General features: G+C 67.4%; 20 protein-coding genes and 1 pseudogene. 3 read left to right on the top strand and 18 right to left on the bottom strand.

Translation table 11 applies throughout. The annotated features are described in order from the left end of the window. Nucleotides 1–38: 38 nt before the first annotated feature. Nucleotides 39–965: an RluA family pseudouridine synthase gene (locus LK459_RS19520; RefSeq protein WP_227920164.1), complete on the bottom strand. Its 927-nt coding sequence runs from the start codon at nt 963–965 to the stop codon at nt 39–41. Then, nucleotides 958–1,614 carry a signal peptidase II gene (lspA, locus tag LK459_RS19515; RefSeq protein WP_227920162.1) on the bottom strand — a complete coding sequence of 219 codons (657 nt, stop codon included), beginning with the start codon at nt 1,612–1,614 and terminating at the stop codon, nt 958–960. The genes LK459_RS19520 and lspA overlap by 8 nt, the downstream gene beginning before the upstream one ends. A 39-nt stretch (nt 1,615–1,653) precedes the next feature. On the opposite strand from lspA, the gene LK459_RS19510 reads away from it, so the two are divergent. Then, nucleotides 1,654–2,622: a hypothetical protein gene (locus LK459_RS19510; protein WP_227920161.1), complete on the top strand. Its 969-nt coding sequence runs from the start codon at nt 1,654–1,656 to the stop codon at nt 2,620–2,622. A gap of 90 nt (nt 2,623–2,712) precedes the next feature. On the opposite strand, the gene LK459_RS19505 is transcribed toward LK459_RS19510, so the two are convergent. After that, nucleotides 2,713–3,246: a hypothetical protein gene (locus tag LK459_RS19505; protein WP_227920160.1), complete on the bottom strand. Its 534-nt coding sequence runs from the start codon at nt 3,244–3,246 to the stop codon at nt 2,713–2,715. Between the two features lie 265 nt (nt 3,247–3,511). Here LK459_RS19505 and LK459_RS19500 point away from each other — a divergent pair, with 265 nt between their 5' ends. Beyond that, nucleotides 3,512–4,459: an asparaginase domain-containing protein gene (locus LK459_RS19500; protein ID WP_227920158.1), complete on the top strand. Its 948-nt coding sequence runs from the start codon at nt 3,512–3,514 to the stop codon at nt 4,457–4,459. 101 nt (nt 4,460–4,560) lie between these two features. Here the strand turns inward: LK459_RS19500 and LK459_RS19495 are convergent, their stop codons facing one another. Further along, entirely contained in the window at nt 4,561–6,000 is a 1,440-nt protein-coding gene (locus LK459_RS19495; protein ID WP_407648821.1) for a DNA polymerase IV, read from the bottom strand. 189 nt (nt 6,001–6,189) lie between these two features. Beyond that, entirely contained in the window at nt 6,190–6,636 is a 447-nt protein-coding gene (locus LK459_RS19490) for a nitroreductase/quinone reductase family protein (protein ID WP_227920155.1), read from the bottom strand. Nucleotides 6,637–6,798: 162 nt separating this feature from the next. Here LK459_RS19490 and LK459_RS19485 point away from each other — a divergent pair, with 162 nt between their 5' ends. Continuing rightward, nucleotides 6,799–7,551 (top strand): TetR/AcrR family transcriptional regulator, encoded by a 753-nt coding sequence (locus LK459_RS19485; protein ID WP_407648820.1) that lies wholly within the window; start codon nt 6,799–6,801, stop codon nt 7,549–7,551. Between the two features lies 1 nt (nt 7,552). Here the strand turns inward: LK459_RS19485 and ileS are convergent, their stop codons facing one another. The 13 genes and pseudogenes from ileS to murD form a co-directional block, all read right to left on the bottom strand. Continuing rightward, entirely contained in the window at nt 7,553–10,699 is a 3,147-nt protein-coding gene (gene ileS, locus LK459_RS19480; protein WP_227923890.1) for an isoleucine--tRNA ligase, read from the bottom strand. 456 nt (nt 10,700–11,155) lie between these two features. Beyond that, nucleotides 11,156–12,124: a hypothetical protein gene (locus LK459_RS19475; RefSeq protein WP_227920148.1), complete on the bottom strand. Its 969-nt coding sequence runs from the start codon at nt 12,122–12,124 to the stop codon at nt 11,156–11,158. Between the two features lie 33 nt (nt 12,125–12,157). After that, nucleotides 12,158–12,937, bottom strand: coding sequence for a DivIVA-like cell division protein Wag31 (gene wag31 / locus LK459_RS19470; RefSeq protein WP_227920147.1), 780 nt, complete (start codon nt 12,935–12,937; stop codon nt 12,158–12,160). Nucleotides 12,938–13,261: 324 nt separating this feature from the next. Next, nucleotides 13,262–13,588: a YggT family protein gene (locus tag LK459_RS19465; RefSeq protein WP_007237359.1), complete on the bottom strand. Its 327-nt coding sequence runs from the start codon at nt 13,586–13,588 to the stop codon at nt 13,262–13,264. A 133-nt stretch (nt 13,589–13,721) separates the two neighbouring features. After that, complete coding sequence (locus LK459_RS19460) at nt 13,722–14,444, bottom strand: cell division protein SepF (protein ID WP_227920145.1); 723 nt, start codon at nt 14,442–14,444, stop codon at nt 13,722–13,724. A 93-nt stretch (nt 14,445–14,537) separates the two neighbouring features. After that, on the bottom strand, nt 14,538–15,293 hold the full coding sequence (locus LK459_RS19455; protein WP_227920144.1) for a YggS family pyridoxal phosphate-dependent enzyme: 756 nt from the start codon (nt 15,291–15,293) through the stop codon (nt 14,538–14,540). After that, nucleotides 15,290–16,111, bottom strand: coding sequence for a peptidoglycan editing factor PgeF (gene pgeF / locus LK459_RS19450; RefSeq protein ID WP_227920143.1), 822 nt, complete (start codon nt 16,109–16,111; stop codon nt 15,290–15,292). The genes LK459_RS19455 and pgeF overlap by 4 nt, the downstream gene beginning before the upstream one ends. Nucleotides 16,112–16,139: 28 nt before the next feature. Continuing rightward, nucleotides 16,140–17,309, bottom strand: coding sequence for a cell division protein FtsZ (gene ftsZ / locus LK459_RS19445; RefSeq protein ID WP_007237363.1), 1,170 nt, complete (start codon nt 17,307–17,309; stop codon nt 16,140–16,142). 190 nt (nt 17,310–17,499) lie between these two features. Then, complete coding sequence (locus LK459_RS19440) at nt 17,500–18,165, bottom strand: cell division protein FtsQ/DivIB (protein ID WP_407648819.1); 666 nt, start codon at nt 18,163–18,165, stop codon at nt 17,500–17,502. A 32-nt stretch (nt 18,166–18,197) separates the two neighbouring features. Beyond that, entirely contained in the window at nt 18,198–19,763 is a 1,566-nt protein-coding gene (gene murC / locus LK459_RS19435) for a UDP-N-acetylmuramate--L-alanine ligase (protein WP_407648653.1), read from the bottom strand. Between the two features lie 239 nt (nt 19,764–20,002). Beyond that, nucleotides 20,003–21,199: pseudogene (gene murG, locus LK459_RS19430) on the bottom strand (undecaprenyldiphospho-muramoylpentapeptide beta-N-acetylglucosaminyltransferase); the annotation flags it as partial. 171 nt (nt 21,200–21,370) lie between these two features. Beyond that, entirely contained in the window at nt 21,371–23,350 is a 1,980-nt protein-coding gene (ftsW, locus tag LK459_RS19425) for a putative lipid II flippase FtsW (RefSeq protein ID WP_407648652.1), read from the bottom strand. Beyond that, entirely contained in the window at nt 23,347–24,999 is a 1,653-nt protein-coding gene (gene murD, locus LK459_RS19420) for a UDP-N-acetylmuramoyl-L-alanine--D-glutamate ligase (protein ID WP_407648651.1), read from the bottom strand. The genes ftsW and murD overlap by 4 nt, the downstream gene beginning before the upstream one ends. Between the last annotated feature and the right edge of the window lie 11 nt (nt 25,000–25,010).

Genomic DNA, 25,010 nt, shown 5'->3' with positions numbered 1-25,010 from the left:
GCGCGGATCCCGACGTGTCGGCGGCGTGTCGCCGTTTCTCACGTCTCGCGTAGAACGTCGAGCGCGTGCTGGAGGTCGGCCGGATACGGACTCGTGAACTCCACCCACCGACCGTCGGCGGGGTGACTGAACCCGAGCGAACGTGCGTGCAACCACTGCCGCTCCAAGCCGAGTCGCGCGGCCAACACCGGGTCGGCGCCATAGGTCATGTCCCCGCAACAGGGATGGTGCAGGGCCGAGAAATGCACGCGGATCTGGTGCGTCCTGCCTGTCTCGAGATGGATGTCGAGCAGTGAGGCCGCCGCGAACATCTCGAGAGTGTCGTAGTGGGTGATGCTCGGCTTGCCGTTGGCGGTCACCGCGAACTTCCAGTCGGCACCGCGGTGTCGCCCGATGGCCGCGTCGATGGTTCCCGTCGGTGGATCGAGATGTCCCTGGACGAGCGCGTGGTAGCCCTTCTCGACCTCGCGATCACGGAACGCGCGCTTGAGCAGCGTGTAGCCGTGCTCGGACGCAGCGACCACCATCAAGCCAGATGTCCCCACGTCCAGGCGCGACACGATGCCCTGCCGTTCTGCGGCACCCGACGTCGAGATCCTGAATCCGGCTGCGTCCAGCGCGCCGACGACTGTCGGGCCGCTCCAACCAAGGGACGGATGAGCCGCCACCCCGACCGGTTTGTCCACCACGATGATGTCGGAGTCGTGGTAGATGACCGTGAGGTCCTCCACAGGCGTCGGTTCGACGCGCAACGGTTCGTCGGGTTCTGGCAGCAGTACGTCGAGCCAACTGCCTGCCGCGAGCTTGTGTGACTTGCCGACTGCGACGCCGTCGACGGTCACGTCGCCGGCGTCGGCCAGGTTCGCCACGACGGTTCGGGACAGCCCGAGGATGCGGGACACGCCCGCGTCGAGGCGCATGCCTGCGATCCCGTCGGGAACGGGCATGGATCGCGACTCACGCATCACGTTCCTCCGGGCTCGACGGGGCGCTGTCGGCGGCACCACGATCGCGCTCGTCGTGCGCCGTGTCGGCTCGTCGGGCTGCGAAACCCGAGCGCGAGCCGTCGTAGTCGAATCCGAGCAGCGACAAGACGACGAGCAACACCGCGCCGCAGACGACCGCCGAATCGGCGACGTTGAACACCGGCCACCAGCCGACCGAGATGAAGTCGACGACGTGACCACGCAGGGGTGCCGGATCGCGGAAGATCCTGTCGATCAGGTTGCCGATGGCTCCGCCGAGCACCAACCCCAGACCCAGCACCCACCATCCCGACCGGAGCCTGCCGCTGAACCGGATGATCACGACGACGACCGCGAGCGCGATCAGCGTCAACACCCAGGTGTAGCCGGACGCCATCGAGAAAGCCGCACCACTGTTGCGCACGAGCCGCAATGTGACGGCATCTCCGATGACATGCACGGGACGCTCCGGGTCCAACAATGCGACGACCAGCGATTTCGTTGCCACGTCGAGTGCGATCACACACAGGGCGATCGCGGCGAGTACACCGAGCACAGCGGAAGAGGTCTGCAGCTTTCCGCGGTGGCCGATGTCGCTGGTCTCCTCCGAGTCGGTCGGGTTGCGCTTCGGGTCGGGTCCGTCATCCACCTCACCATCATCCCTGACACGTGCAATACGCTGACTGGCGTGTCCGATCCGAGCCGTCGATCCACCGTTGCCCACCGTCCCGGTCACCGCCGGATCTCACTCGGATCGGCCGCCACCGCACTGGTGTGCGGCCTTGTGATCTCGGCATGTGGCGGCGACCCGGAGCCCGACGGCCCGTCGTCGGGCGCGGACTCCGGGTGCACCACCACGTCGACCTCCGGCCGACAGGACGCCAACCTGATCCCCATCCCGCCCGCCGCGGTCACCGTCACCTCGACGGGGGCACAACCCCATCGCGTCGTGGGCGGAGCCCCGGACCGGACACAGCCGCAGCATTCGACGCTGTCCACGACGTCGTCGGTCGCCTCTACCGAGACCACGACCGAGCAGACCGTCGACATCCCGATCACGGCCACGTTCCACTGCACCGACAACACCGACCTCGAGATGCGGCTCAACGCACCCACCTCGCCCGACCCGACGTTGAACGACCAGTTACGCGCGGCGAAAGGAGCGCAGGCAGGCCTCGCGCTCGGCCCAGGTGCCGCCCCGGTGTCGCTGCGGTTGATCCCGACCGAGGAGTCGGGCTCCGAGGCCCGCAGCGCCATCGAACAGTCCCTGATCCAGACGTTCCAGAACTCGATCCCACTGCCAACGGAGCCGATCGGCGTCGGCGCGACCTGGCGAACCGAACGAACCATCACCGCAGCGGCCACGCTCACCCAGACGATCACGGCGACGCTGAGGGCATGGGACGGCAATCGCGTGACGATCGATTTCACGACCGACGAGTCGCCGGTCAACTCGGTGTACGCGATCCCCGGTTCCGACACCACGCTCACGATCGCCCGCTACTCCTACACCGGCTCGGGCACTCTCGTCACGGACGCCACGCGCGGCCTGCCGGTCAGCGGTTCCGGCACCTACACCGGTGCCCGTGAACTCGTGGGCGCAGACCCCGCCACGCCACTGGTGCAGAAGATCGGGTTCTCGTTCACCTGGAAGTAGGAACCCCACACGCACGAACGCCCCGTCCGGTCGGACGGGGCGTTCGTGATGACGTGGGGACCACGGGCCGGTGCGGCCGCGGTCGTCAGGTCACTGGGTGCACATGGCGCTCTTGATGTTGTTGCCGGAGAGGATCGGGCACACCGAGTCGCTGGCGAGCTTCCACCGTCCGTCGTCGTAGACGATCTGGGCGTCGAGCTTGGTCGGCGGGTTGTCGGGCAACTTCACCTGGACCTTCACCGTCGCCTTGTTCGGTCCGGCCGGGATGACCGGCGGGAAGATCTGATAGGTGACGTCCTTGTTCTCCTGACGGGCCCGGACCAGCTTGTCGAAGAGCTGCGGGTCCTTCTCGGATCCCTGGACGAGTTCGGTCTTCTCCGAGTTGGGGACGTTCGGATCGAGTGCCTTGTTCAGCATGGCGTTCAGCGTTGCGACACTCGGGCGGACATTCGGGTTGGTGACGCCCGCGTCTGCGCCCGACGCGCCTGCCTCGGAGGTCGCGGCCGCGCTGGTCGTCGTCGCAACGGTGGGGGCGTCGTCGGAATCGTCGCTGCCACACGCCGCAACGGATGTGGCAACTGCCGCAGCCATGATGGCGGCACCTACGAACTTCGGGAACTTCAAGGATCTTCCTCACATTCAACGTCGACGATGAGCGTGCCCGGCGGGGAGTCGCGCTGTCCTGCGCGGTCCGCGGCAGCCGTGTCACCGGCCGCCCCAGCACCCCCGTGGCCAAAAGCTCACACCACTATGCCAAACACATCGACTCCGCCCAACGACCCACACCCTTAAGAATCGGTCCGGTCGCCGGCCATCCGTGCGACGCGCGAGCAGTGCCGACGGGTCAAACGGTTGACGTCCGACATCGGTTCCGGGGACGCTGTCTGCCATGACCGACTCCCGAATCGTGCTGATCACCACCGGCGGCACGGTCGCCGCGCGCCGAACAGAACATGGTGCGGTTCCCGTCCTGTCGGCGTCGGATCTCCTGGCCGACACGTCGCTCGTCGCCGCACCCGTGGTGGACGCGGTCGATCTGATGTCCGTCGACAGCTCGGCCATCACGGTCAGCCAACAGACGCAGGTGGTGCGCGCCGTGGCGGCAGCCCTGACCGACCCGGACGTCGACGGTGTGGTCGTGACGCACGGCACGGACACCATGGAGGAGACGGCGTTTCTCGTCGACGTGTCCGTCGACGACCCGCGGCCCATCGTGTTCACCGGCGCCCAGTTTCCCGCGGACACCCCCGAGGCGGACGGGCCTGCCAACATCGCGGCGGCCATCGACTATGCCGCTACTCCGTCGAACCGTGGCCTCGGTGTCGTGCTCGCGCTCGGAGGGCGCATCGTCGGGGTCCGTGGCGCGTTCAAGGCATCGACGACCGCGACGGAGGCCTTCGACACGGTGCACGAGGCGCTCGGACGTCCACTGATCTCCGGGCCGCTGCCCGAACGACTCGCCCGGGTCGATACGTTCGCCCTGTATCCCGGTGTCGCCGCGGGCATCATCGCCGCGGCCGTCGCGCAACGTGCCGCGGGCATCGTGTTGGCCGCGACCGGCTCGGGCAACACCCACCCCGACATCACCGCCGAAGTCGTCGCTGCACGACGCGCGGGGGTCGTCGTGGTCGTCACCACGCGCGTCCCGCACGGGCCGGTCGTCCCCACCTACGGGGGCGGGGGCGGAGCGGTCGACCTCGAACGCGCGGGCGCAGTCGTCTCCCAATGGCTGCGCGCCCCGCAGGCGCGAATGGCGCTCATCGCCCTGTTGTCGACAGGCCACGACGCCGACGACGTCGCCGAATTCTTCCGTCGCTCCGATCCGGCCGCCGCCTGAGGGCCGTCGATACGCTCGGTCGGTCCGCTTGGCCTGTCGGCGCCCAATCGGCTGGTCGCCCGGGCGATTGGTGCCCCCAGTCGATCGGTGTGCCCAGTCGATCAGTGCGCTCGGTCGCTCGGATCGGGCCAGGCGAGACTGTCCAACGGATCGCCGCGCCGTAACGAGGTGTCGGCGGCGGCGAAAGTGCGCGCGATGCCCGGGCCGGTTGCACGCGTCTCGAATCGCACGGTGACCACGCCGTGTCCGCTCCCCTGCACCCATCCGTGGCCGAACTCCCGGTGGATGACGTCGGCACCGGTGGTCCATCCCGTCGACGTCTGACCCGTGCCGGACTGCACCGAGTCGAGCCCGTCGGTCCCTGAGCCCGACTGCTCCTCCCCCGTCGGATCGAGCGTCGTCGCCCCCTGGGGGTCCGTGCCCTCCAAGGGGTCGCTGCCGGGGAGTGAATCGATCCGCTGAACCGGGTCCGTCTCGGCAGGCGGGCCCATATCCGGGTCGCCGAACAACGCGTACTGCTCGACGGCCGACAGGCCCGAGAAGCCCACTCCGACGAGGCGAATGGGGCCGACGCTCTGTGGATCGAGGGCGAGTCGCTGCGCTATCGATGTCAGGGTGTCGAGGTCGGTGGTCGCTGCGGGAAGCGTCGATGAACGCGTCAGGATCGACATGTCGGATCGTTTGAGTTTGAGGACGACGGTGCGTGCCCCGCGCCCGTCGGTGAGCAGTCTGCGGTGCGCGTCGGCGGCCGACCTGTCGATCGCGGGCCGCAGCCCCGATAGGTCGACGATGTCACGCGCGAAGGTCGACTCCGCACTGATCTGTTTGGCCGCGGCACGTTCGGTGACCGGTCGGTCGTCGTATCCCCGTGCGAGCTGGTGCAGGGCAGGACCGATGGCCGAACCGAGTACCGAGGCGACCTCGATGTCCGACATCGCGGCGAGATCTCCGATCGTGTCGATACCCAGCCGCGCCAGTCGCTCTCCCGATACCGGTCCTATCCCCCACAGCTTGCGTACCGGCAGTGCGTGGAGGAAGTCGAGTTCTCTGCTGGGCGGAATCACCATCACCCCATCGGGTTTGGCCATCCCGGAGGCGATCTTCGCGATTTGTTTGCCGCTGCCGAAGCCGACGGATGCCGCCAGGCCGACGCTCTGCGCGATCCGTGCGCGGATCTCTTCGGCGAAGGCCTCGGCGTCGGCAGCACTCGCGCCGACGAGGTCGGCGGGTTCGGCGAACGCCTCGTCGAACGAGAGCATTTCGATGACCGGCACCGCCTCGCGGACAATGGCGAAGATCCTGCCGCTCACCACCCGGTAGAGCGACCCGCGCGGCGGCAGGACAACGGCTCCCGCACCGACGAGACGACGCGTTTGATGCATGGGCATCGCCGAATGCGCTCCGAACCGCCGCGCTGCGTAGCTGGCTCCCGCCACGACCCCTCGCCCGCCGGTACCACCGACGAGCACCGGGCGCCCCGCGAGCGTCGGCCGCGTCAACTGCTCTACCGAGGCGAAGAACGCGTCCATGTCCAGGTGCATCACCCATCGGGTGCTGCGTTCCTCGCCTGGCGACGGGTTGGACACTGCTGGCACAGCACCTAGCCTATTGCTGGCACAGCACCAAGCCTATTGCCGGCACAGCATCAAAGCCTATCGCCGGCACGGCACCAAGCCCATCGCCGGCACGGCATCAAGCCCATTGCTGGATGCTGTGTCGTGTTCGACGGCTCATGAGACGGCGAACACAGGGATCGATGCGGCGTGCGTGCGCAGTTGGTCGTCGGACGGGTCGGTGGTCATGCCGTCGGGGAGGAATCGCCCGACCTCCCAGCCCCACCGATCCAGATATGCACGGATGATCGGAGCACGTTCGGCGACTGCGACCTCGGCCAGCGTGACGCTCCGGTCGTGACGACCGCGTCGCAGGTGTGCCGTTCCCGCGGCTTTCGCGTTACGGACCCACTGGGTGTTGCCGCGCACCGCGACGAGGTACTCACCTCCGTCGAGGCTGATCGGGTTGACCGGTATGCGTTGTGGCGTACCGGATGTGCGCCCCACGACGGTCAGAGTCTGTGCACCGGCAAGGTTGACCCCGCGGTCGGCGAGCCAGCGGACGACAGCGTTGAACAGTCGGTCGGACCGACCGGGCGCGACGTGATGCGATGTGGGTTCCATGGTTACTCCTCGGTGGACGCGATGAGGATCGCAGATTTCGAGAGCACCGCTCTCGAAAACGAGTATGCGCGCTGCTCGAGCGGAATTCAAGAGCGCTGCTCTCGAATCTGACACAATGGCCATGTGAAAACCGGAAAGACGCGCGCAGACAACCGCGCGGCCATGGAGTCGGAGATCGCACGGCTCGGCCGGGAGCACCTGCGCACCCACGGCGCCGCCGGACTGTCACTACGGGCCATCGCCCGCGACCTCGGCGTTGTCTCGTCGGCGGTCTATCGCTACGTTCCCAGCCGCGACGAGTTGCTGACACTGCTGCTCGTGCAGGGATATTCGGATCTAGCCGATTCCGTCGACTACGCCGCCGACGAACCGCTCGAGAGCGATACCGACCGGGTCGGAGGTGACCGGTTAGGAGGTGACCGGGGCGACCGGGGCGAGGGGCCAGAGCCCGCAGGCGACTCCCCTGTGCCATCACGACAGAGATTGCGGCGCATGGCATTGGCGATGCGCGCGTGGGCCATCGCCGATCCTGCCCGATGGGCACTGCTGTACGGCAGCCCCGTGCCCGGCTACGCGGCGCCCGCCGAACGCACGGTCGGGCCCGGGACGCGCGTCATCGCACGCCTGCTGACCGAGTTCGACGCCGCGTGGCGCCGTGGTGAGCTCCGCGAGGGCGCACCGGCGAGCGTCGATGCCGACGCGCAACTGACGGCGGACTTCGACGCCGTGCGCCGCGAATTCGGCTCCGCACTACCGGATTCGGTGATGGTAGGAGCCATCACGCTGTGGGCCACCATGATCGGCGGCATCAGCCTCGAGGTGTTCGGGCAGTACGGCGCCGACACGTTCGCTCGCCCCGACGTCCTGTTCGCGGCGCAGATCGACGCCGTGCTGTCGACGTTGTTCGTCGGGTAGCTCAGCCCGCCTTGCGGATGTCGGCCGTGACGCCGTCACCCAGTTCCGTCGCGCCCGGCGCGGCGTCGTCGGCGCATTCGACGACGAACGACGTGGCGAGCACTTCACCGGCGATCATGTCTGCGTGCAGTCGAGCCCACTCGAGTCGTCCACGGGGCACCACGAACCGCACCTCGATTCGATCGGAGACGTCGAGTCCCAGACCGCGCCGCGCCTCCTGGAGTTCGCGAACGCGGTCCTTGGCCCACCCCTCGGCTTCGAGATCCTCGGTCACATTCGTGTCGAGGACGACGAGCCCGCCGCCTCCGGGAAGTTCGGCGGTCGAGTCCGGCTCCTCTGCGACGAGTTTCCTGCTGTACTCGCCGGGCAGGAGGTCGATGCCGCCGACGGACACGACCTCGGTGCCGTCGTCGGTGGTCCGAACAGTCCAGTTGCCCGCTTTGACGGCCTTGATGACGCGCTGTACGTCCTTGCCCAGACGTGGACCGGCAGCACGCGCGTTGACCGCGAGCTCATAGTGGCCGTAGCGGTCTGCCGCGGTCGACAACTCCACCGACTTCACATTCATCTCGTCGGCGATCAGGTCCGTGTACGGCGCGAGTCGCTCAGCGTTCGGCGAGGCGACGGTCAACTGCGGCAACGGAAGACGCACGCGCAGCTTGTTGGCCTTGCGCACGCTCGACGCTGTGGAACAGACGGCCTGCACGTCGTCCATGGCGGCAACCAGGTCCGGATCGCCCGGCAACTCGTCGCTCGTCGGCCAGTCGGTCAGGTGCACAGATCGCCCTCCGGTCAATCCCCGCCAGATCGCCTCGGTCGCCAACGGGAGCAGGGGCGCGGCAAGACGACTCGCCACCTCGAGCACGGTGTAGAGAGTGTCGAAAGCGTCCGCATCCTCGTCCTGCCCAGCCCAGAAACGTGCGCGCGATCGACGCACGTACCAGTTGGTCAGCGACTCGACGAACTCACGGAATGCCTCACATGCCCCGGATACGTCGTAGACGTCGAGCGCCTCGGTCATCGCGTCGCGGGTGACCGCGAGCTTCGCGAGGATGTAGCGGTCGAGCACATTCGACGAATCGGTGCGCCACGTGGCGGGTCGATCCGCGTAGAGCTGCAGGAAGCTGTACGCGTTCCACAGCGGCAGAAGCGCCTGCCGCACACCTTCGCGGATTCCCTTCTCGGTGACCACGAGGTTGCCGCCACGCAGGATGGGCGATGCCATGAGGAACCATCGCATCGCATCGCTGCCGTCGCGGTCGAACACCTCGTTGACATCGGGATAGTTGCGCTTGGACTTCGACATCTTCTGCCCGTCGTCACCGAGCACGATGCCGTGTGCGGCAACTGTCTTGAACGCCGGACGGTCGAAGAGTGCTGTCGCGAGCACGTGCAGATTGTAGAACCACCCGCGGGTCTGGCCGTTGTACTCGACGATGAAGTCACCCGGATTGTGCGCGGACTCCGTGTCGGTTCCGTCGAACCAATCAGCGTTCTCGAACGGATAGTGGACCTGCGCATACGGCATCGATCCGGACTCGAACCAGCAATCGAGAACCTCCGGTACCCGACGCATCGTCGAATTGCCGGTCGGGTCATCGGGATTCGGCCGGGTCAGCTCGTCGATGTAGGGCCGGTGCAGGTTGTCCGGCCGCACCCCGAAATCGCGTTCGAGTTCGTCGAGCGAGCCGTACACGTCGGTGCGCGGGTGCTCCGGATCGTCGGATACCCAGACGGGTATCGGCGCGCCCCAGTAGCGGTTCCGGCTGATGTTCCAGTCACGTGCACCCTCGAGCCACTTGCCGAACTGCCCGTCGCGGATGTGCGCAGGCGACCAGGTGATCTGCTTGTTCAATTCGATCATGCGATCCTTGATCGGGTCGACCGCCACGAACCACGACGGAACCGCCATGTAGATCAAGGGTTTTCCCGATCGCCACGAGTGGGGATAGGAGTGTTCGATCGTCTCGTGCCGCAGTATGCGCCCGACCTCCTTGAGGTCCTTGATGATCACCGGATTGGCGTCGAAGACCATCAGCCCCTCATACGGCGGCACCATCGACGTGAATCGCCCACCGGCGTCGAGTGGCTGCACCACGTCGATGCCGTTGGCGGTTGCCAACTCCATGTCCTCCTCACCGAAAGCGGGTGCGAGATGGACGATTCCGGTTCCGCTGTCGGTCGTGACGTACTCGCCGAGCAACACGCGGTGCGCATTCGGGTGGCCGAGGAAGAAATCGAACGGAGGCGTGTAGGCGAGCCCCTCGAGCTGACGTCCGTGGTAGCTACCGAGCACCTGCGGGTCGACGATCTCCTTGGCGTAACCGGCCAGCAACGGCTCGGCGAGGAGATACTCCTGCCCGTCGGCGGCACGAACATGGACGTAGGTGACGTCCGGATTCACAGCGATCGCGAGGTTCGACGGCAGCGTCCACGGTGTCGTCGTCCAGATGAGCGCGTTGACGCCGTCGAGTTCGGACAATGGGCTGTCGGACCCCACGACGAGCGGCATCCGAACCGTGACCGCGGGATCCTGGCGCATGCGGTAGGCGTCGTCGAGCTTGGATTCCTGGTTGCTCAGCGGGGTCTGCTCGTACCAGGAATACGGCAACACGCGGTAGCCCTGGTAGATGAGCCCCTTGTCCCAGAGTCGCTTGAACGCCCACATGACCGACTCCATGAAGTCGATGTCGAGCGTCTTGTAATCGTTGTCGAAATCGACCCACCGGGCCTGTCGTGTGACGTAGTCGCGCCACTCGCCGGTATACCGCAGCACCGAATCACGGCAGAAGTCGTTGAACTTCTCGACGCCCATCTTCTCGATCTCCGACTTGTCGGTGATCCCGAGCTGACGTTCGGCTTCGAGTTCTGCGGGCAGACCGTGGGTGTCCCAACCGAAACGGCGCTCTACCTTCTTGCCCCGCATCGTCTGGTACCGGGGTACCAGATCTTTCACGTACCCGGTCAACAGGTGGCCGTAGTGCGGCAGACCGTTGGCGAACGGCGGACCGTCGTAGAACACGAACTCGGGTGCGTCGGCGCGGTTGGCGATCGATGCCGCGAACGTGTCGTCGTTCTTCCAGTAGTCGAGGACGTTGATCTCGACGTCGGGAAATGAGGGTGCGCCACTGCGCATGCCGTCGGTCATGTCGACCACGGGGTACACCCGTGTGCTGGATTCTGTCTGGTCGCTCACGCTGGCTCCTCGTGCCTGGCTCGCACGTCCACGCCTGGACGTATCCATCTGCTCGGCACGGGGACGCACGAATGGTGCGCGGTACCACCCCGCTTGCGTCGGTTCGACCGACGCCTCTCGTGGTCCTCTCGGATCGGTGGTCGTCTGACGACAACACACGTTTCAGAATCCGAATGGACCGGCGGCTGTCACGGGCCGCGCCCGCCCGGTTCTACTGAGAAACCAGCCCCGACGACGCGTCGGGTGGTGTCTGTTCTTCCAGGTGCTCCCCGGTGATGGCCGGATCGTCGCGACCTCAGTGTAGCGGTCGAACCGACTGTGTCGAAAGCCGAAGCGAACACCGAGGGCGTCATTCGAGGGAGGACGTCAGTCGAGTGGAGGACGCCAGTTGGGATCAAGAGGATCGAATCATGCCGTTCCGCTACCCGTTTCACGCTCGGGCGTGTCCCATTGGCGATCGGACGGCTGCTGCTCCTCGCGATTCACCTGCTGCCCCTCGGATGGTGCCTGCGGAGCCCTCCCCGGGTACTGGCCGGGCGACTGTTGGCCGCGGCCCTGATCCGTCGTTCCCGGGCCGGCTGGCCACTGCCGGGGTGGTTGCCCGCCGGCAGGCCCCTGCTGCGGGTAGGCCCGCTGCTGACCGGGAGGTACGTGCCGCGGCGCCTGCGGGGGCGGCATCTGCGGCGCGCCCGACTGGGACTGAGGGGATTGGGACTGGGGGGACTGGGACTGGGGTGGACGAGACCCCGGCGGCTGCGCACCGAATCCACCCGTCACGGGATCATTGCCGACTGCACGCAGGTAATCGGTGTAATCACCCTCCCGCGCACCGGGGGCCGGATCTGCCGAGGCGCCGCGTCCCGAGGCACCGTGTCCGCTGTCTCCGACAGCACCAGCACTACCGGGCGCGGAGTCGGGCCGCTCCCCCGGATGCTGCCCGCCGGGCTTGATCACGCCTTCCCACGACGACGGGGGGCCCTCGCGCCGCGCGGGAGGGGATTCGCGCCGCGCGGGGCCTGTGGGCACCGATCCGCCCGAATCGGGCCCTGAGGAAGGTCGGGAGCCACGGACTGCATCACCATCGCGATCACCGCCGACGTCTCGGTCGTGGGCCGGGTCGTCACGTTCGACTGCAGCAACACCGCCCTCGACCCCGGCGTCGGAGTCGTCGCCGACCGCCGGGCGCCCGTCGAACTCGGCGTCGACGCTCGAACTGTCGTCCCTGCGCCCTGAGCCGATGATGTCGACGATCAGAAAAGCCAAGCCGATCAAGCAGACGACGATGCACGCCACCGCCAGCCACACCGTGCCGGTGATCAACCCGACGATGAGCAGTACGAAGCCAACGAGGGTGGCTGCGAGCGCCAGACTCAGCACGTCATCTGCCTAATGACCGTCCGCCGGCACCGATCAGCTCTGCGAGTAGCTGCTGAAGCCGCCGTTACCGGGATCCGACGAGAACGACTGGTCGGAGCGCCCGTTCTCGACAGGTGCGGCACTGCCGCGCTGCTGCAGCTCTTCGAGCTGGGACTCGAGATAGGTCTTGAGGCGTGTGCGGTACTCACGCTCGAACGTCTTGAGCTGCTCGATACGTCCCTCGAGGACGCCGCGCTGCTGATTGATCGTGCCCATGATCTCGCTGTGCTTGCGCTCGGCGTCGCTCTGCAGCGCGTCGGCACGTTCCTGCGCCTGACGCAGCTGAGCCTCCGATCGCGTCTGCGAGTCGGCGAGGATCGCTTCGGACCGCTGACGCGAATCGTTCAGCAGGGCGTCGGACTTCGTCTGCGCCTCGGACACCATGGCGTCCGCACGCGAGCGGGCATCCGCGAGCAACGTGTCGGCTTCTTGTCGAGCCGAACCCGTCAGACGATCGGCGGTGTCCTGTGCGAGAGCGAGAACCCGAGCAGCTCGGATGTTCGCGTCGTCGTCGGACAGGGCATCATCGGTCGTCGGCGCCGACTCCGACGAGGAGGCTGCATCAGCAGTGCCGCTGCCGGCCTTCGCGTCGGCGAGCTCGCCCTCGAGCTCTTCGACGCGCTGCTTGAGGTCGCTGTTCTCTTCGATCAGGCGAGCGAGCTCAGCTTCGACGAAGTCGAGGAACTGATCGACCTCGTCCTCGTTGTAGCCGCGCTTACCGATCGGCGGTTTGCTGAACGCGACGTTGTGCACATCAGCTGGTGTCAGCCGCATGTCGGTTCCCCTCATTGTCGTTAGAGCGTTGGGTCGGCTCGAGCTTGGTGTCGTTCGAGCTTGGTCTTCAGTTGGGCGGATAAGTCACAGCCTAGGTGTACAGACTGTCACTCAATATTCATACCAGTCAAAATCCGTAACTGGCGTCTCATCCTGTCACATCTGAACCGCTTGTCGCATATGTTCGATGCCGTCCTGCAATGCAACAGTCACTCGATGATGACACTCAACGGTAGAACATCGGCTCGACGAGCGGCAGTCAGATCATGACGTCGGGTCATGTTCAAGCGACGTTCACCGAGCACCCGAGCCCCGATCGGCTGGTCAGAGGAGTGCGCTCGCCAGCGCCGACGCCGCGGCGTTGTTGGCCAGTCCGCGCATGACCGACATGAGGATGAGTACGACGATCATCACGATCATCAACGAGAGATCGAGTCGAACCGGACCGAGCGGAATCGGAGGCAGGATGCGCCGAAGGGCTTTGATCGGCGGGTCGGTGACGGTGAACACCGCTTCGATGATCACGACCGCGATCCCCGTCGGCCGCCACTCACGCGCGAAGGTGCGAACCAACTCGATGACAAGGCGCGCAAGCAGCAGCAGCCAGTAGATGAACAGCACGTAGTAGAGGACTTCGAACAGAATCGCCACGAGTCAAGAGTGCCTGATATGTCGGGCACGCCGCACATCCGGTCCGAAGTGACCGGGCTGCGAGCGCGCTGAATGGGTACCGACCGACATTCGGCGGGCGCACCGTGTGGGTCCGCCCGCCGAATGACACGGGTCAGCTGTGGTTGTAGAAACCTGTCGCGGCGATCTTCTTGCGGTCCTCCGCTGACACGTCGATGTCGGCGGGCGAGAGCAGGAACACCTTGGTCGCGACCTTGTCGAACGAGCCCCGCAGCGCGAACGCCAGGCCTGCCGCGAAATCCACGAGCCGCTTCGCATCGTCGTTGCTCATGTCGACGAGGTCCATGATGACCGGGTTACCGTCGCGGAACCGCTCGCCGATCGTCCGTGCCTCGCCGTAGTCGGCGGGACGCAGTGTGGTGATCTTGTGCAGCGGCCCGTCGGCGAACACCTGCTCGAGATCGGGCGCCGCGGACGCCGACGACGGAGCCGCGGAACGCAGCGGAACCGAACTCGAGCGCTGCAGCGGCTCGAGTCGGGGCACCACCCGCGGCCTCTCGACGGGGTCGGAGTGACGCGGACCCGCGTAGGTGTAGTCACCCTGGTAGCCCTGCTCGTACCCCGGAGCGGAATCGAAGCCGGGGCCGAAACGCCGCTCCTCGTAAGCCATGTCGGCGCCATCGCGGTAACCCGATTCGGCGTAGGGATCGCCGTAACCGTCACGCATCGGCGCGTCGCCGTAGTAGTCGTCGCGGTACGCGCGCTCTCGTGATGCCGAGCGGACCGGACCGGGTCCCGGCTCATCGAAATAGTCGTCCTCGTACTCGCTCGGAGGCACCATGCCGAAATATGCCTTGAACTTCTGCATCGTGGTCATTGGGGGCCTCTCTGTCATCCGACACCTGCGGCGGGTTCACGGGTGTTGTCAGTGTGGAGTTTGTTCTCGTTGGTTCGCGTGTGACCAATGTGATTAGTGAGAGACTATCGGCCGCGGGCCCATGATTGCGGTTCCGACACGCACGCATGTCGATCCGTGTGCCACAGCGCTCTCGAGGTCAGCGGACATACCTGCAGAGAGTCCCGTCGCCTGCGGATACCGCGACCGAAATCGTTCATGCGCCTGCGCGGTTCGCGCCATCCAGTCGTCGACCTCACCGTCGAGTGGCGCGATGACCATCAGGCCTCGCAACGCGAGCGCGTCGCTCGCCTCGACCCGATCGGCGAGTTCCGGTAGCTCGGATTCGAGCGCACCTCCCCGTGTCGGGTCACCGTCGAGGCTCAGTTGCAGGTAGACCCCGACGGGCGCGACCCGTTCACCGTCGTCGAGCGCGGCCGCACTCGACGATGCCAGGTGGTCGATCAGCTTGGCACGATCCACCGAGTGCACCGCGCGTGCCCACCGCGCGATCGATCGCGCTTTCTTGGTCTGCACAGAGCCGATCATGTCGAACGCGATGTCGTCGGTACCGCGACCTTCTGCTGCGCTCGTTGCGCGCACCTCGCCGACCTTGCGGCTCGCCTCAGGCTCGCGGGACTCGCCGAACTCCCTCTCCCCCAACGTGATCAGCCGCTGCACGTCGTCTGCCGGAAAGAACTTGGTCACGACGAGCAGTGTCACATCTCCTGCTGGTCGCGCGGCAGCCCGCACCGCGGCGTCGAGTCGCGCGCGGACGGCGGAGAGTGACTCGGCGAGTTGCGCCGTGCGTTCGTCGGTGGCGGAGCTCACGGCGCTGAGCTCCCTGTGGTTCCCGGATCCCCTGTCGGTCCCGGATCCCCTGTCGAGAACGGATCCCCCGATGCCGCCGAATCCGCTTGTGCGTCAGAGTCGTCGGACTCGGTGGGAGCATCCGGATCGATCCAGATGACGGACGCCAGTCGGCCGGTGGGCGCGCCTCGCCGATGGCTGAACAGATGCGGATCCTCGATCGTGCAGCGCGGGTCCTCCGCGACGGCAGCCACGCCTGCAGCCAGCAATTGACGCCGCAGACCAGCCCGCAGATCGAGTCCGGTGGTGCGTTTGTCGGTGAGGCATGCACTGCCCGGCAGATGCTCTTCGACGTCGCGCTGCATCTCGGGTGGGACCTCGTACTGTCGTCCGCACGCTGCCGGACCGAGGAAGGCGCCGATCCGCTCCGGGCGTGCGCCCAGCGACATCATCACCCGCAGCGTCTCCGGGATGATGCCGATGCGGGCACCGACCCGTCCCGCATGCACTCCGGCGATCACGCCCGCCTCGTCGTCACTGAGGAGAAGCGGTACGCAGTCGGCGCTGAGGACCGCGAGTGCCAGGCCCGGGGTTGTGGTCACCAACGCATCGGTGGCCTCCACGGGGTGGCCGACGGGACCATCGACCACGGCGACGTTGCGGCTGTGGATCTGTTCCATCCACACGAGGTGATCGGGCGCCACGCCGAGCTGCGAAGCGAGGCGAGCCCTGTTGGCCGCTACCGCGTCCGGATCGTCACCGACATGATCTCCCAGATTGAACGTGTCGTACGGCGCCCGGGAGACACCCCCGTCCCTGGTGGTCACCACACGGCGCACCCGGGGTCTGCTCGACCCGCTCACGTCGTCAGCGCTTCATGAAGGACGGCACGTCGACGTCGTCGTCGTCGAGCGTGACGCTGTTACGTCGCGGCGGAGACGCCGGACGATCGGCGAACGGGTCGCCACCCTCCTGGGGCATCTGTCCGAACAGCGGATCGTTCTTCTCCGCCGGATTCACTGCGCCCGCCTGCCCGGCACCGACGGCCGTCTTCCCGGTCGCCGCCGGTGCGTCGGTGCGCTTGCGCGGGGTTCCGCCGTCGAATCCGGCGGCGATCACCGTCACGCGCACCTCGTCGCCGAGGTTGTCGTCGATGACCGTGCCGAAGATGATGTTGGCGTCCTCGTGCGCGGCCTCCTGGACCTGGGTCGCGGCGTTGTGGATCTCGAACAGACCCAGATCACTGCCGCCGGCGATCGACATCAGCACACCGCGCGCACCCTCCATCGACGACTCGAGCAGCGGTGAGTTGATCGCCGCCTCGGCAGCCTTACGCGCACGCTCCTCGCCACGTGCGGAGCCGATACCCATCAACGCCGAGCCGGCATCGCTCATGACGCCCTTGACGTCGGCGAAGTCGACATTGATCAGACCGGGGGTGGTGATGAGATCGGTGATGCCCTGAACACCGTTGAGCAGCACCTCGTCGGCACTGCGGAACGCGTCCATGAGGCTGACCTGCGCGTCGCCCAGCTGCAGCAGACGGTCGTTGGGGATGACGATGAGCGTGTCGCACGACTCGCGCAGAGCCGTGATACCCGCCTCGGCCTGTCCCCCACGACGCTTGCCCTCGAAGCCGAAGGGCCGGGTCACGACACCGACGGTCAGCGCGCCCAACTTGCGCGCGATCGACGCCACCACCGGGGCGCCGCCCGTGCCGGTCCCGCCTCCCTCGCCCGCGGTCACGAACACCATGTCCGCACCCTTGAGCAGTTCTTCGATCTCGTCGCGGGCATCCTCGGCCGCGCGACGGCCGACCTCGGGATCGGCACCTGCGCCGAGTCCCCGCGTCGAGTCACGTCCGACATCGAGCTTGACGTCGGCATCGCTCATCAACAACGCCTGGGCGTCGGTGTTGATGGCGATGAACTCAACGCCTTTGAGTCCCTGCTCGATCATCCGGTTGACGGCATTGACGCCGCCGCCGCCGATGCCGACGACCTTGATCACGGCCAGGTAGTTGTGCGGTGGCGTCATGGCGCTCGCCTTCCTTGTCGATACAAAACCCTAAACCTGAACCATAGATTTAGAGTTATGTCAAGTGGTGTGTTGTCGAGAACGCTAGGCATCGCCGGGCCACTGGGCCAGCAAGCGGCGCGGCGTGTCGTGAAGTTGCGTGGAAATCACTCGATCACCGCGTCCTCGCAGGCGGACGCGCACACACCATTCAGCGGTAGGCCGGGAAGTCCGGGCTAGACACGTTGTATTCGGACGCCTTGCGCGGCAGCAGATACCCGAGCGTCCGGGCCTTCTCGTCGCCGCGGGTCGAATCGCCCCACACCACCTTGCGGTTGCCCTCGAGCGTGAACTCGATGTCGACGGGCGAGGACGCGTCGACCGCTCTCACCTGCTCGGAGATGTCGTCGGGCAGACCTGCGGTGGCCTTCATGGCGGCCACCGTCGTCGGATCGGACGGTCCGGGGTTGGGTGTGGTGAAGACCGGCAGCGCCGCGTACTCGCCCGGCAGTCCCTTGGTGGTGTAGGTCAGATACGAGACGCCGGTGCGGTCGAGGACGTGCACCTCGTCGCCGTCGACGACACGGGCCGTCGCCCGCCGCTCGACGACGGTGATCCGCAGCGACGACGGGTACTCGCGCTTGACCCGCGCGGATTCGATCGACGGTATGGCCGCGATCCGCTGCGCGACGACGCGCGTGTCGACCTGGAGCAGCGGCGTGCCTGACGCAACGCCCGCTGCGTGGAGTATCTCACCGGTCTGTACACCCTTGGCACCCTCGACCGTGGTCGTCCGCACCGACATCAGCGGGGTGAAGAACGCCACGAGCACGAGCCCGACGACAACGATCACGGCGACCGCCACCCCGAGGAGCATGCGCGCTCCCCGAGGTTCCGGCAGGAACCGGGTCACCGGGAGTCCTCGCCCCCGTCGGACGCATGTCGCCGCGTGCCCGGCCCCTCGAGCGCTGCGAGTATCTCGGGGCCCTGCATGGTGATGTCACCGGCGCCGAGGGTGAGCACGATGTCACCTCGTCGCGCGATGCCTGCGACGATGTCGGCGAGACTCGATAGATCGGGAACGAATCGATGGGGCCGGGTCAGCTGGTCGGTGATGCTTCGGCCGCTCACGCCGGGAATCGGCGCCTCTCGCGCCCCGTAGACGTCCGCGACTATCACCTCGTCCGCGGCGTCGAGCGCCGCTGCGAATTCGTCGGCGAATTCGGCTGTACGCGAATAGAGATGGGGCTGGAACACGGCGATCACCCGGCCATCACGGGCGCCGACCTCACGAGCATCGCCCTCACGAGCATCGCCGTCACCAGCGACCAGACCCCGGGCGGCCGCCAACACGGCCGCGACCTCGGTGGGGTGATGAGCGTAGTCGTCGTAGACGGCGACACCCGCAGCACGCCCCTTGTATTCGAAACGACGTCGGACCCCACCGAATGCCTCGACGCCTGCGATCACGTCCGCCAGTTCGCCGCCTGCGCGCACGGCACCGAGGACCGCGCCGAGACTGTTGCGCGCCATGTGGATTCCCGGAGTCGTCAGTGTCATGCCGACTTCGACGGGTGAGTCGACGATCGGCTCGGCGAACCGCACCGTCGCGGCCCCACCGCTACCGTGCGGCGTCCACGACACCAGTGTCGCGGCAGGTGTGACGCCGGGAATTGTGATCTTGTCCGCGTCGGTGCCGTAACCGAGCACCGTGACCCCCCGGGCAGTCAGTTCGGCCGCGCGCCGACGAGCGAGCGCGACTGTCCCCGGGTCGTCGAGACACACGATGAGGGTGCCGCCGGAACGGAGCTTCTCGGTGAACTCGTCGAAGACCGCGACGTAGGCCTCGACGCTGCCGAAGAAGTCGAGGTGGTCGACCTCGATGTTGGTGATCACGACGATGTCCGGCGCGTATTCGAGCAGCGACCCATCGCTCTCGTCGGCTTCGGCGACGAAGATGTCGTCGCTCCCGTGATGGGCGTTGGTTCCCGATTCGTTGAGTTCGCCGCCGATGGCGAACGACGGATCGAGCCCCGCGTGCTGCAGCGCGACGACGGACATCGAGGTCGTCGAGGTCTTCCCGTGTGTTCCGGCGACGAGCAGTGTTCGGTGGCCGGCCATCAGTCCCGCGAGAACATGCGGCCGCAACAGGACCGGGATACCGCGTTGACCCGCCGCGACGAGTTCTGGATTCGTCTTGGGTATGGCGGCATGCGTCGTGACCACGACGGTCGGACCGCCGGGCAGCAGGTCGAGTGCTGCGGCGTCGTGTCCGATCGTGATCTGAGCCCCCCGCGCGCGCAGAGCGATGATGCCGCGGCTGGTCTTGGCATCCGACCCGGACACCTGGCCGCCACGCGACAACAGGATGCGCGCGAGACCCGACATTCCGGCGCCGCCGATACCGACCATGTGGACTCGCTGGAGTTGTTCTGGCAGAGGTGCGGCTCCCGGCTCACCGTGTGCTGAGGTCACGTCCTCGATTGTCACCGCTTGGGCGCCGATCCCGTCGAACGAAACGCCGCCCCGCCGCCAACCTCACGGCCGTCGACCTCACTGCGGTCAGCCCCACCGCCGTCGACCCCGCTGGTCGCGACGGCGCCGCCGGCTGCATCGTCGCGGTCGGTGTTGTCAGCGGACTCGATGTCGGGGCCGGACTCGATGTCGGGATCGGCTGTGCGGTCGTCAGGTGAGGAAGTGGCGCGCGGCGTCTCGGCGCCTCGCGCGGTGCGTGCCCTGCGCCCGAGTCGATGCGACGAGGCCAAATCGAGAGCGGCGCGAGCCACGGCGTTGGCGGCGTCGCCATGTCCGGTCCCTGCCGCCGACACCGACATCGCGGCGAGCCGGGCCGGATCGCCGAGCAGTGCGGGGACCTCACTCGCGACCCAGTCGGCCGTGACCTCGTCGTCGGCCACGAGGACACCGCCGCCCGCCTCGACAACCGGCAACGCGTTGAGCCGCTGTTCGCCGTTCCCGTGTGGCAGCGGCACATAAATCGCGGGGAGACCCGTCGCGGACACCTCGGCCACGGTCATCGCGCCCGAGCGGCACATCACCAGATCCGCGGCCGCGTAGGCGAGATCCATCCGTTTGAGATAGCCGACCGCCCGGTACGGCGGGGCGTCGTCGGGTGAGACGGGGTCGATGGTGTTCTTGGGGCCGTACGCGTGCAGCACTCCTATACCGGCGCGTCCCAGCGCATCGGCCGCCCCGGCGACTGCGTCGTTGAGTCGTTGCGCACCCTGCGAACCGCCGAACACGAGCAGCGTCGGCGCATCCTCGTCGAGTCCGAAGTAGTGGCGCGCCTTGGCCCGCAGGCTCGTGCGATCGAGGTCGGCGATCACGCCTCGCACCGGGATACCGACGACCTCGGCGTCGTCGAGTCCCGATCCGTCGACCGCGGCCATCACGGTGTCGGCGAACCGCGCGCCGACCTTGTTCGCGATACCTGCGCTGGCGTTCGCCTCGTGGATCACGATCGGCAGCCGTCGACTCGGCCGCAGATACGCGCGCGCAGCGAGATAAGCGGGCATGGACACATACCCACCGAATCCGACGACGACATCGGCCTTCACGTCGGCCAGTACCTTGCGGGTTGCGAGCACCGACCTCAGCAGCCGTGCCGGGGTCTTCGCGAGTTCGAGTCCGGGCTTGCGCGGCAGCGGAACCGGCGGGATGAGGGCGAGGTCGTATCCGCGCTCGGGTACGAGCGTCGTCTCGAGACCGCGAGACGTGCCGAGAGCGGTGATCCGAGCCGTCGGGTCGAGTCGGTGGACCGCATCGGCGACGGCGAGCGCCGGTTCGATGTGCCCCGCGGTTCCTCCGCCGGCGACCACGACCGACAACCGTGGTGTGCTGCCGGCTGCAGAACGTTGGTCCGTCGGCGTAACCCGTTGTTCGTCCGGATCCATTCGGTCTGCACTCCATTCACATCTGTGTTGTCTCAGGACTGTTCCGGGTCGGGCACATCTGTCGTCGACCCGGTTCAGACCGGGCTCGCAGCGCGACACCTCGCCCCGTCGTCGCCGCGCAGCACTGCGCACGTCGTCGCCTCGGGACGGTTCCCGGGCGCCCGGGATCGTCTAGCGACCCCTGCCCGTCCACCGCGGCCCCCCCGACATCTTGTCAGCTCTGCCCGCGTAACCCGAATAGCGGCCCGAGGAGACGTGCGGTGTTCCGGCCCGCGCCGACGCCGGTTGCTTCGTACCGCGACGCTCAGCCCGGACGCCGCGAGCACCTGCCGATGGCCGCGGACCATCGGCGCGTGCATCGCGCGTATGCGCAGCGTTGGGGCGCTCCCCGCGTCCGGAATACCCGACACGGTAGTCGACGCGCACCTGACCCGATCGCGGCGCCCCGCGGCTGTCGGCCGCCGGACTCGGTTCGGGCGCGACACCGAAGAACCGCGCGCCGATCGCGCGCCGCCATGCGGGCACCTGGCGCTGACTTCTCGCACGTCCGGCCTGCGACGGCACGGGCCCACGACGTGCATCGAGTCGGTCCCGGGCGTTTTCCGCGCGAGTGGGCGTGTATGCCACCGGCGTCGGCAACCGGAACCATCGGCTGACGCGGCTTCGCTGACCCGTGGTGAGCGCCGCGACCGCCTCGGGCTCGTGCCGTGCCGCGTTGGCCAGTAGGCCGAGCATCGCCAGCACTGTCAGGGTCGACGTTCCGCCTGCCGACAGCAACGGCAACTGGATGCCCGTCACCGGTAGCAGTCCGATGACGTATCCGATGTTGATGAACGCCTGGGCGGTGACCAACACCGTGATGGTCGAGGTCATGAGTTTCAGGAAGGGATCGGTGCACCGGTGTGCGATCCGGAATCCCGTGAAGGCGAGGACGACGAACAGGAAGACCACCAAAAGTCCACCGATGAGACCGAGTTCCTCGCCGATGATCGCGAAGATGAAGTCGTTGTGCGCGTTGGGCAGATAGTTCCATTTCGCGCGGCTCTGTCCGAGTCCGACTCCGAACACTCCACCGTTGGCGAGGGCGAACGTCGCCTGTCGGGCCTGGTAGCCCGCGCCTTGCGGGTCGTCGATGCCGCCGAGGAAGCTCATCACGCGCTGCGATCGGTAGCTCTCCACGAGTGCCAGGACGACTGCGATGGCGACGCCGGTGACGACGAATGTGACGAACACCTTGATCGGCAGACCCGCGAACCACAGCAGCGCCCCGACGATGATCGCGATGGTGATCGTGGTCGAGAGATTGGGCTCGAGGATGATCAGCAGACAGATCAGCAGGCCGACCGGTACGAGCGGTACGAGCAGTTCACGTAGCGACGCGTTGTCGCGTCGACGCGATGCCAGCAGGTGCGCGCCCCACACGCACAAGGCCACCTTCACCAGTTCGGACGGCTGCACCGAGAGTCCGTTGATGTCGAACCACCGTCGTGCTCCCTGACTGAGCGTGCCGATACCGGGCACCAGGACCAAAGCCAGCATGATCGTCGTCACCGCGATCATCGGGACTGCCATCCGTCGGAAGAAGCGAACGGGCATACGCAGCGTGAGGTAGAAGACGATCGCGCCGAGTACCACGAAGATCACCTGGTTCGCGAACAGTCCGTAGGCGGATCCATCCGCCGAGTAGCCCTCCACCGACGAGGCCGAGAGCACCATGATGAGTCCGAACGACGTCATCAGGGCGGCCATGGTCAGGACCAGGTGGTAGGACGCCAGCGGTCGGCTGAGCAGGTTGCGCACGCCCTCGACCACCGTCGCCGGGAGCGCCGCGAGGTCGGTGCTGGTGCGGGCCGCGCCGCGCACGACGGACCCGCGGGACGTGCCGTGGTCGGCGGCCGTGGACTTCGCCGGGCGTCGCGTAGTCGACTCGCTCTTGCTCGTTGCACGCCTACCCGTCGACCGACCTGTCTTCTTCTTGCCGGCCCTCTTGCGGGTGGACGACGTCCGAGACCCCGAGTCCGGCTCGACCCCACCTGCCGTGTCATCGGCTGACTTGTCGGCGTCCACCGGGTCGGCGGCAGCTGCAGCGCCAGCCCCCGCGCTGCCGGCCCCCGTGCTGCCCGCCCCCGCGGCATCGGTTGTCGCCGTCACGGTTGTGTCGCCCGGGGAGCGTTCCCCGGCAACGAGCGCGCGGCGGCCGCGAAGGCGTCACCACGTCGTCCGTACCCGGCGAACATGTCCAGCGAGGCCGCCGCAGGCGCGAGGAGCACCGCGTCGGGACGCGGATCGGTGGCCGTGGCCAGCGTCCACGCCTCCGCGACGGCGCGGTTCATCACCGCGGTCGCGAGGTCGCCGGAGTTCCCGGGGTCGCCGTGCGGGTGAACCCCGCTCGGCGCTGAACCCGTTTCTGATCCGAGGGCGCGCTGTGCAATCACGCTGCCATCGTCTCCTGTGAATACTGTGACTGTTGGGACTTTTGGGGCGTGTCGCGAAATCGCGTCGACAATGATGTCGCGGTCTCGCCCGATCGCGACGACCCCAGCGAGCCGGTGCGCGGACGCGGCGATCATCTGATCGACCGACGCGCCCTTCAGCAATCCGCCCGCGATGAGCACCACCAGCGTGTGTGCGCCGATCGCGGCCTCAGCCGCGTGCGGGTTGGTGGCCTTCGAATCGTCGACGAAGTCGATTCCGTCGACGGTGGCGACCACCTCGCCGCGGTGGGCAGCGGGACGAAACGCGCTCAGCGCTCGACCGATCGCCGACGGGTCGATGTCGATCGCCAGTGCGAGAGCCGCTGCGGCCAGTGCGTCGGAGACACCCGACGGTCCCGCAGGGTGAACGGATTCCGCTGACACGAGCCGTGTATGGCCCCGCCGATCGTCGGCACGGTCGGTGGACGCACGGTCGGTGGACGCACGGACGGTGAACGCACGGTCCACCAGGTCGCCGTCGACGACGCCGAGTTCGCCGGGCGCGGGCTCGCCGAGGGTGAACCCCACGCGCCTGCCCGCAACGGGCAGACCGGATGCGACGGCGTCGTCGAGTCCGACGACACCGACCGCACCGCGCAGGGCGGTCTGCTTGTCCGCGGCATACGCGGCGAACGACCCGTGCCAGTCGAGGTGGTCGTCGGCGACGTTGAGCACCACCCCCGCGTCGGGGGTGATCGACGGCGCCCAGTGGAGTTGGAACGACGACAGTTCGGCACACAGGACGTCGACCCGCGGCTCGGACGTCATGGCATCGAGTACCGGCAGCCCGATGTTGCCGCACGCGGCGGCGCTGCGACCACCCTCGATGACGATGTCGGTCAGCATCGACGTCGTCGTGGTCTTGCCGTCGGTCCCCGTCACGACGAGCCAGGTGCGCGGTTCGCCCGCCAGTCCGCCACGGTCGACGCGCCACGCCAGCTCGACCTCACCCCAGACCGGGATCTCGTGCTCGGCAGCGGCGACCATCAGCGGGTTGCCCGGCGCGAAGCCCGGCGAGGCGATGACGAGGTCGGTGGTCGCGGCCCAGGCGTCGTCGACGAGGAGCGCGGCTACCGACGTGAGCCGTGCTCCGGCCGCCTTGACCGCGTCGGCCCCGACGACTCCTGTCGTCACCTCGGATCCCGCGACTCCCGTCGTCACGTCAGCCGATTTCCCCGTCCCCGGGTGCGGTGTGCTGTCGGCGAAGCGGTCGTCGGCGATCGTGACGACGGCACCGACACCGAGCAGGAATCGCGCCGCGGACATGCCCGCGGTGCCGCCGCCCGCGACGACGACGCGTCGACCATGGAGATGAAGTTCCGTCATCGAACTCATCC

Origin of the sequence: Gordonia otitidis, assembly GCF_020735545.1 — a bacterium.
GTDB lineage: Bacteria > Actinomycetota > Actinomycetes > Mycobacteriales > Mycobacteriaceae > Gordonia > Gordonia otitidis.
The sequence above is the reverse complement of the archived record's forward strand: the minus strand, read 5'-3'. Positions and strand labels throughout refer to the sequence as shown.

Coding starts and splice junctions, on each gene's coding strand:
- LK459_RS19460 (WP_227920145.1), bottom strand. CDS start 14,444: ATGACCACGATGCAGAAGTTCAAGGCATATTTCGGCATGGTGCCTCCG.
- wag31 (WP_227920147.1), bottom strand. CDS start 12,937: ATGCGGCTGACACCAGCTGATGTGCACAACGTCGCGTTCAGCAAACCG.
- LK459_RS19490 (WP_227920155.1), bottom strand. CDS start 6,636: ATGGAACCCACATCGCATCACGTCGCGCCCGGTCGGTCCGACCGACTG.
- LK459_RS19500 (WP_227920158.1), top strand. CDS start 3,512: ATGACCGACTCCCGAATCGTGCTGATCACCACCGGCGGCACGGTCGCC.
- murD (WP_407648651.1), bottom strand. CDS start 24,999: ATGACGGAACTTCATCTCCATGGTCGACGCGTCGTCGTCGCGGGCGGC.
- ileS (WP_227923890.1), bottom strand. CDS start 10,699: ATGACCGACGGCATGCGCAGTGGCGCACCCTCATTTCCCGACGTCGAG.
- LK459_RS19520 (WP_227920164.1), bottom strand. CDS start 965: ATGCGTGAGTCGCGATCCATGCCCGTTCCCGACGGGATCGCAGGCATG.
- LK459_RS19485 (WP_407648820.1), top strand. CDS start 6,799: ATGGAGTCGGAGATCGCACGGCTCGGCCGGGAGCACCTGCGCACCCAC.
- LK459_RS19495 (WP_407648821.1), bottom strand. CDS start 6,000: ATGCACCTGGACATGGACGCGTTCTTCGCCTCGGTAGAGCAGTTGACG.
- LK459_RS19440 (WP_407648819.1), bottom strand. CDS start 18,165: ATGCTCCTCGGGGTGGCGGTCGCCGTGATCGTTGTCGTCGGGCTCGTG.
- ftsZ (WP_007237363.1), bottom strand. CDS start 17,309: ATGACGCCACCGCACAACTACCTGGCCGTGATCAAGGTCGTCGGCATC.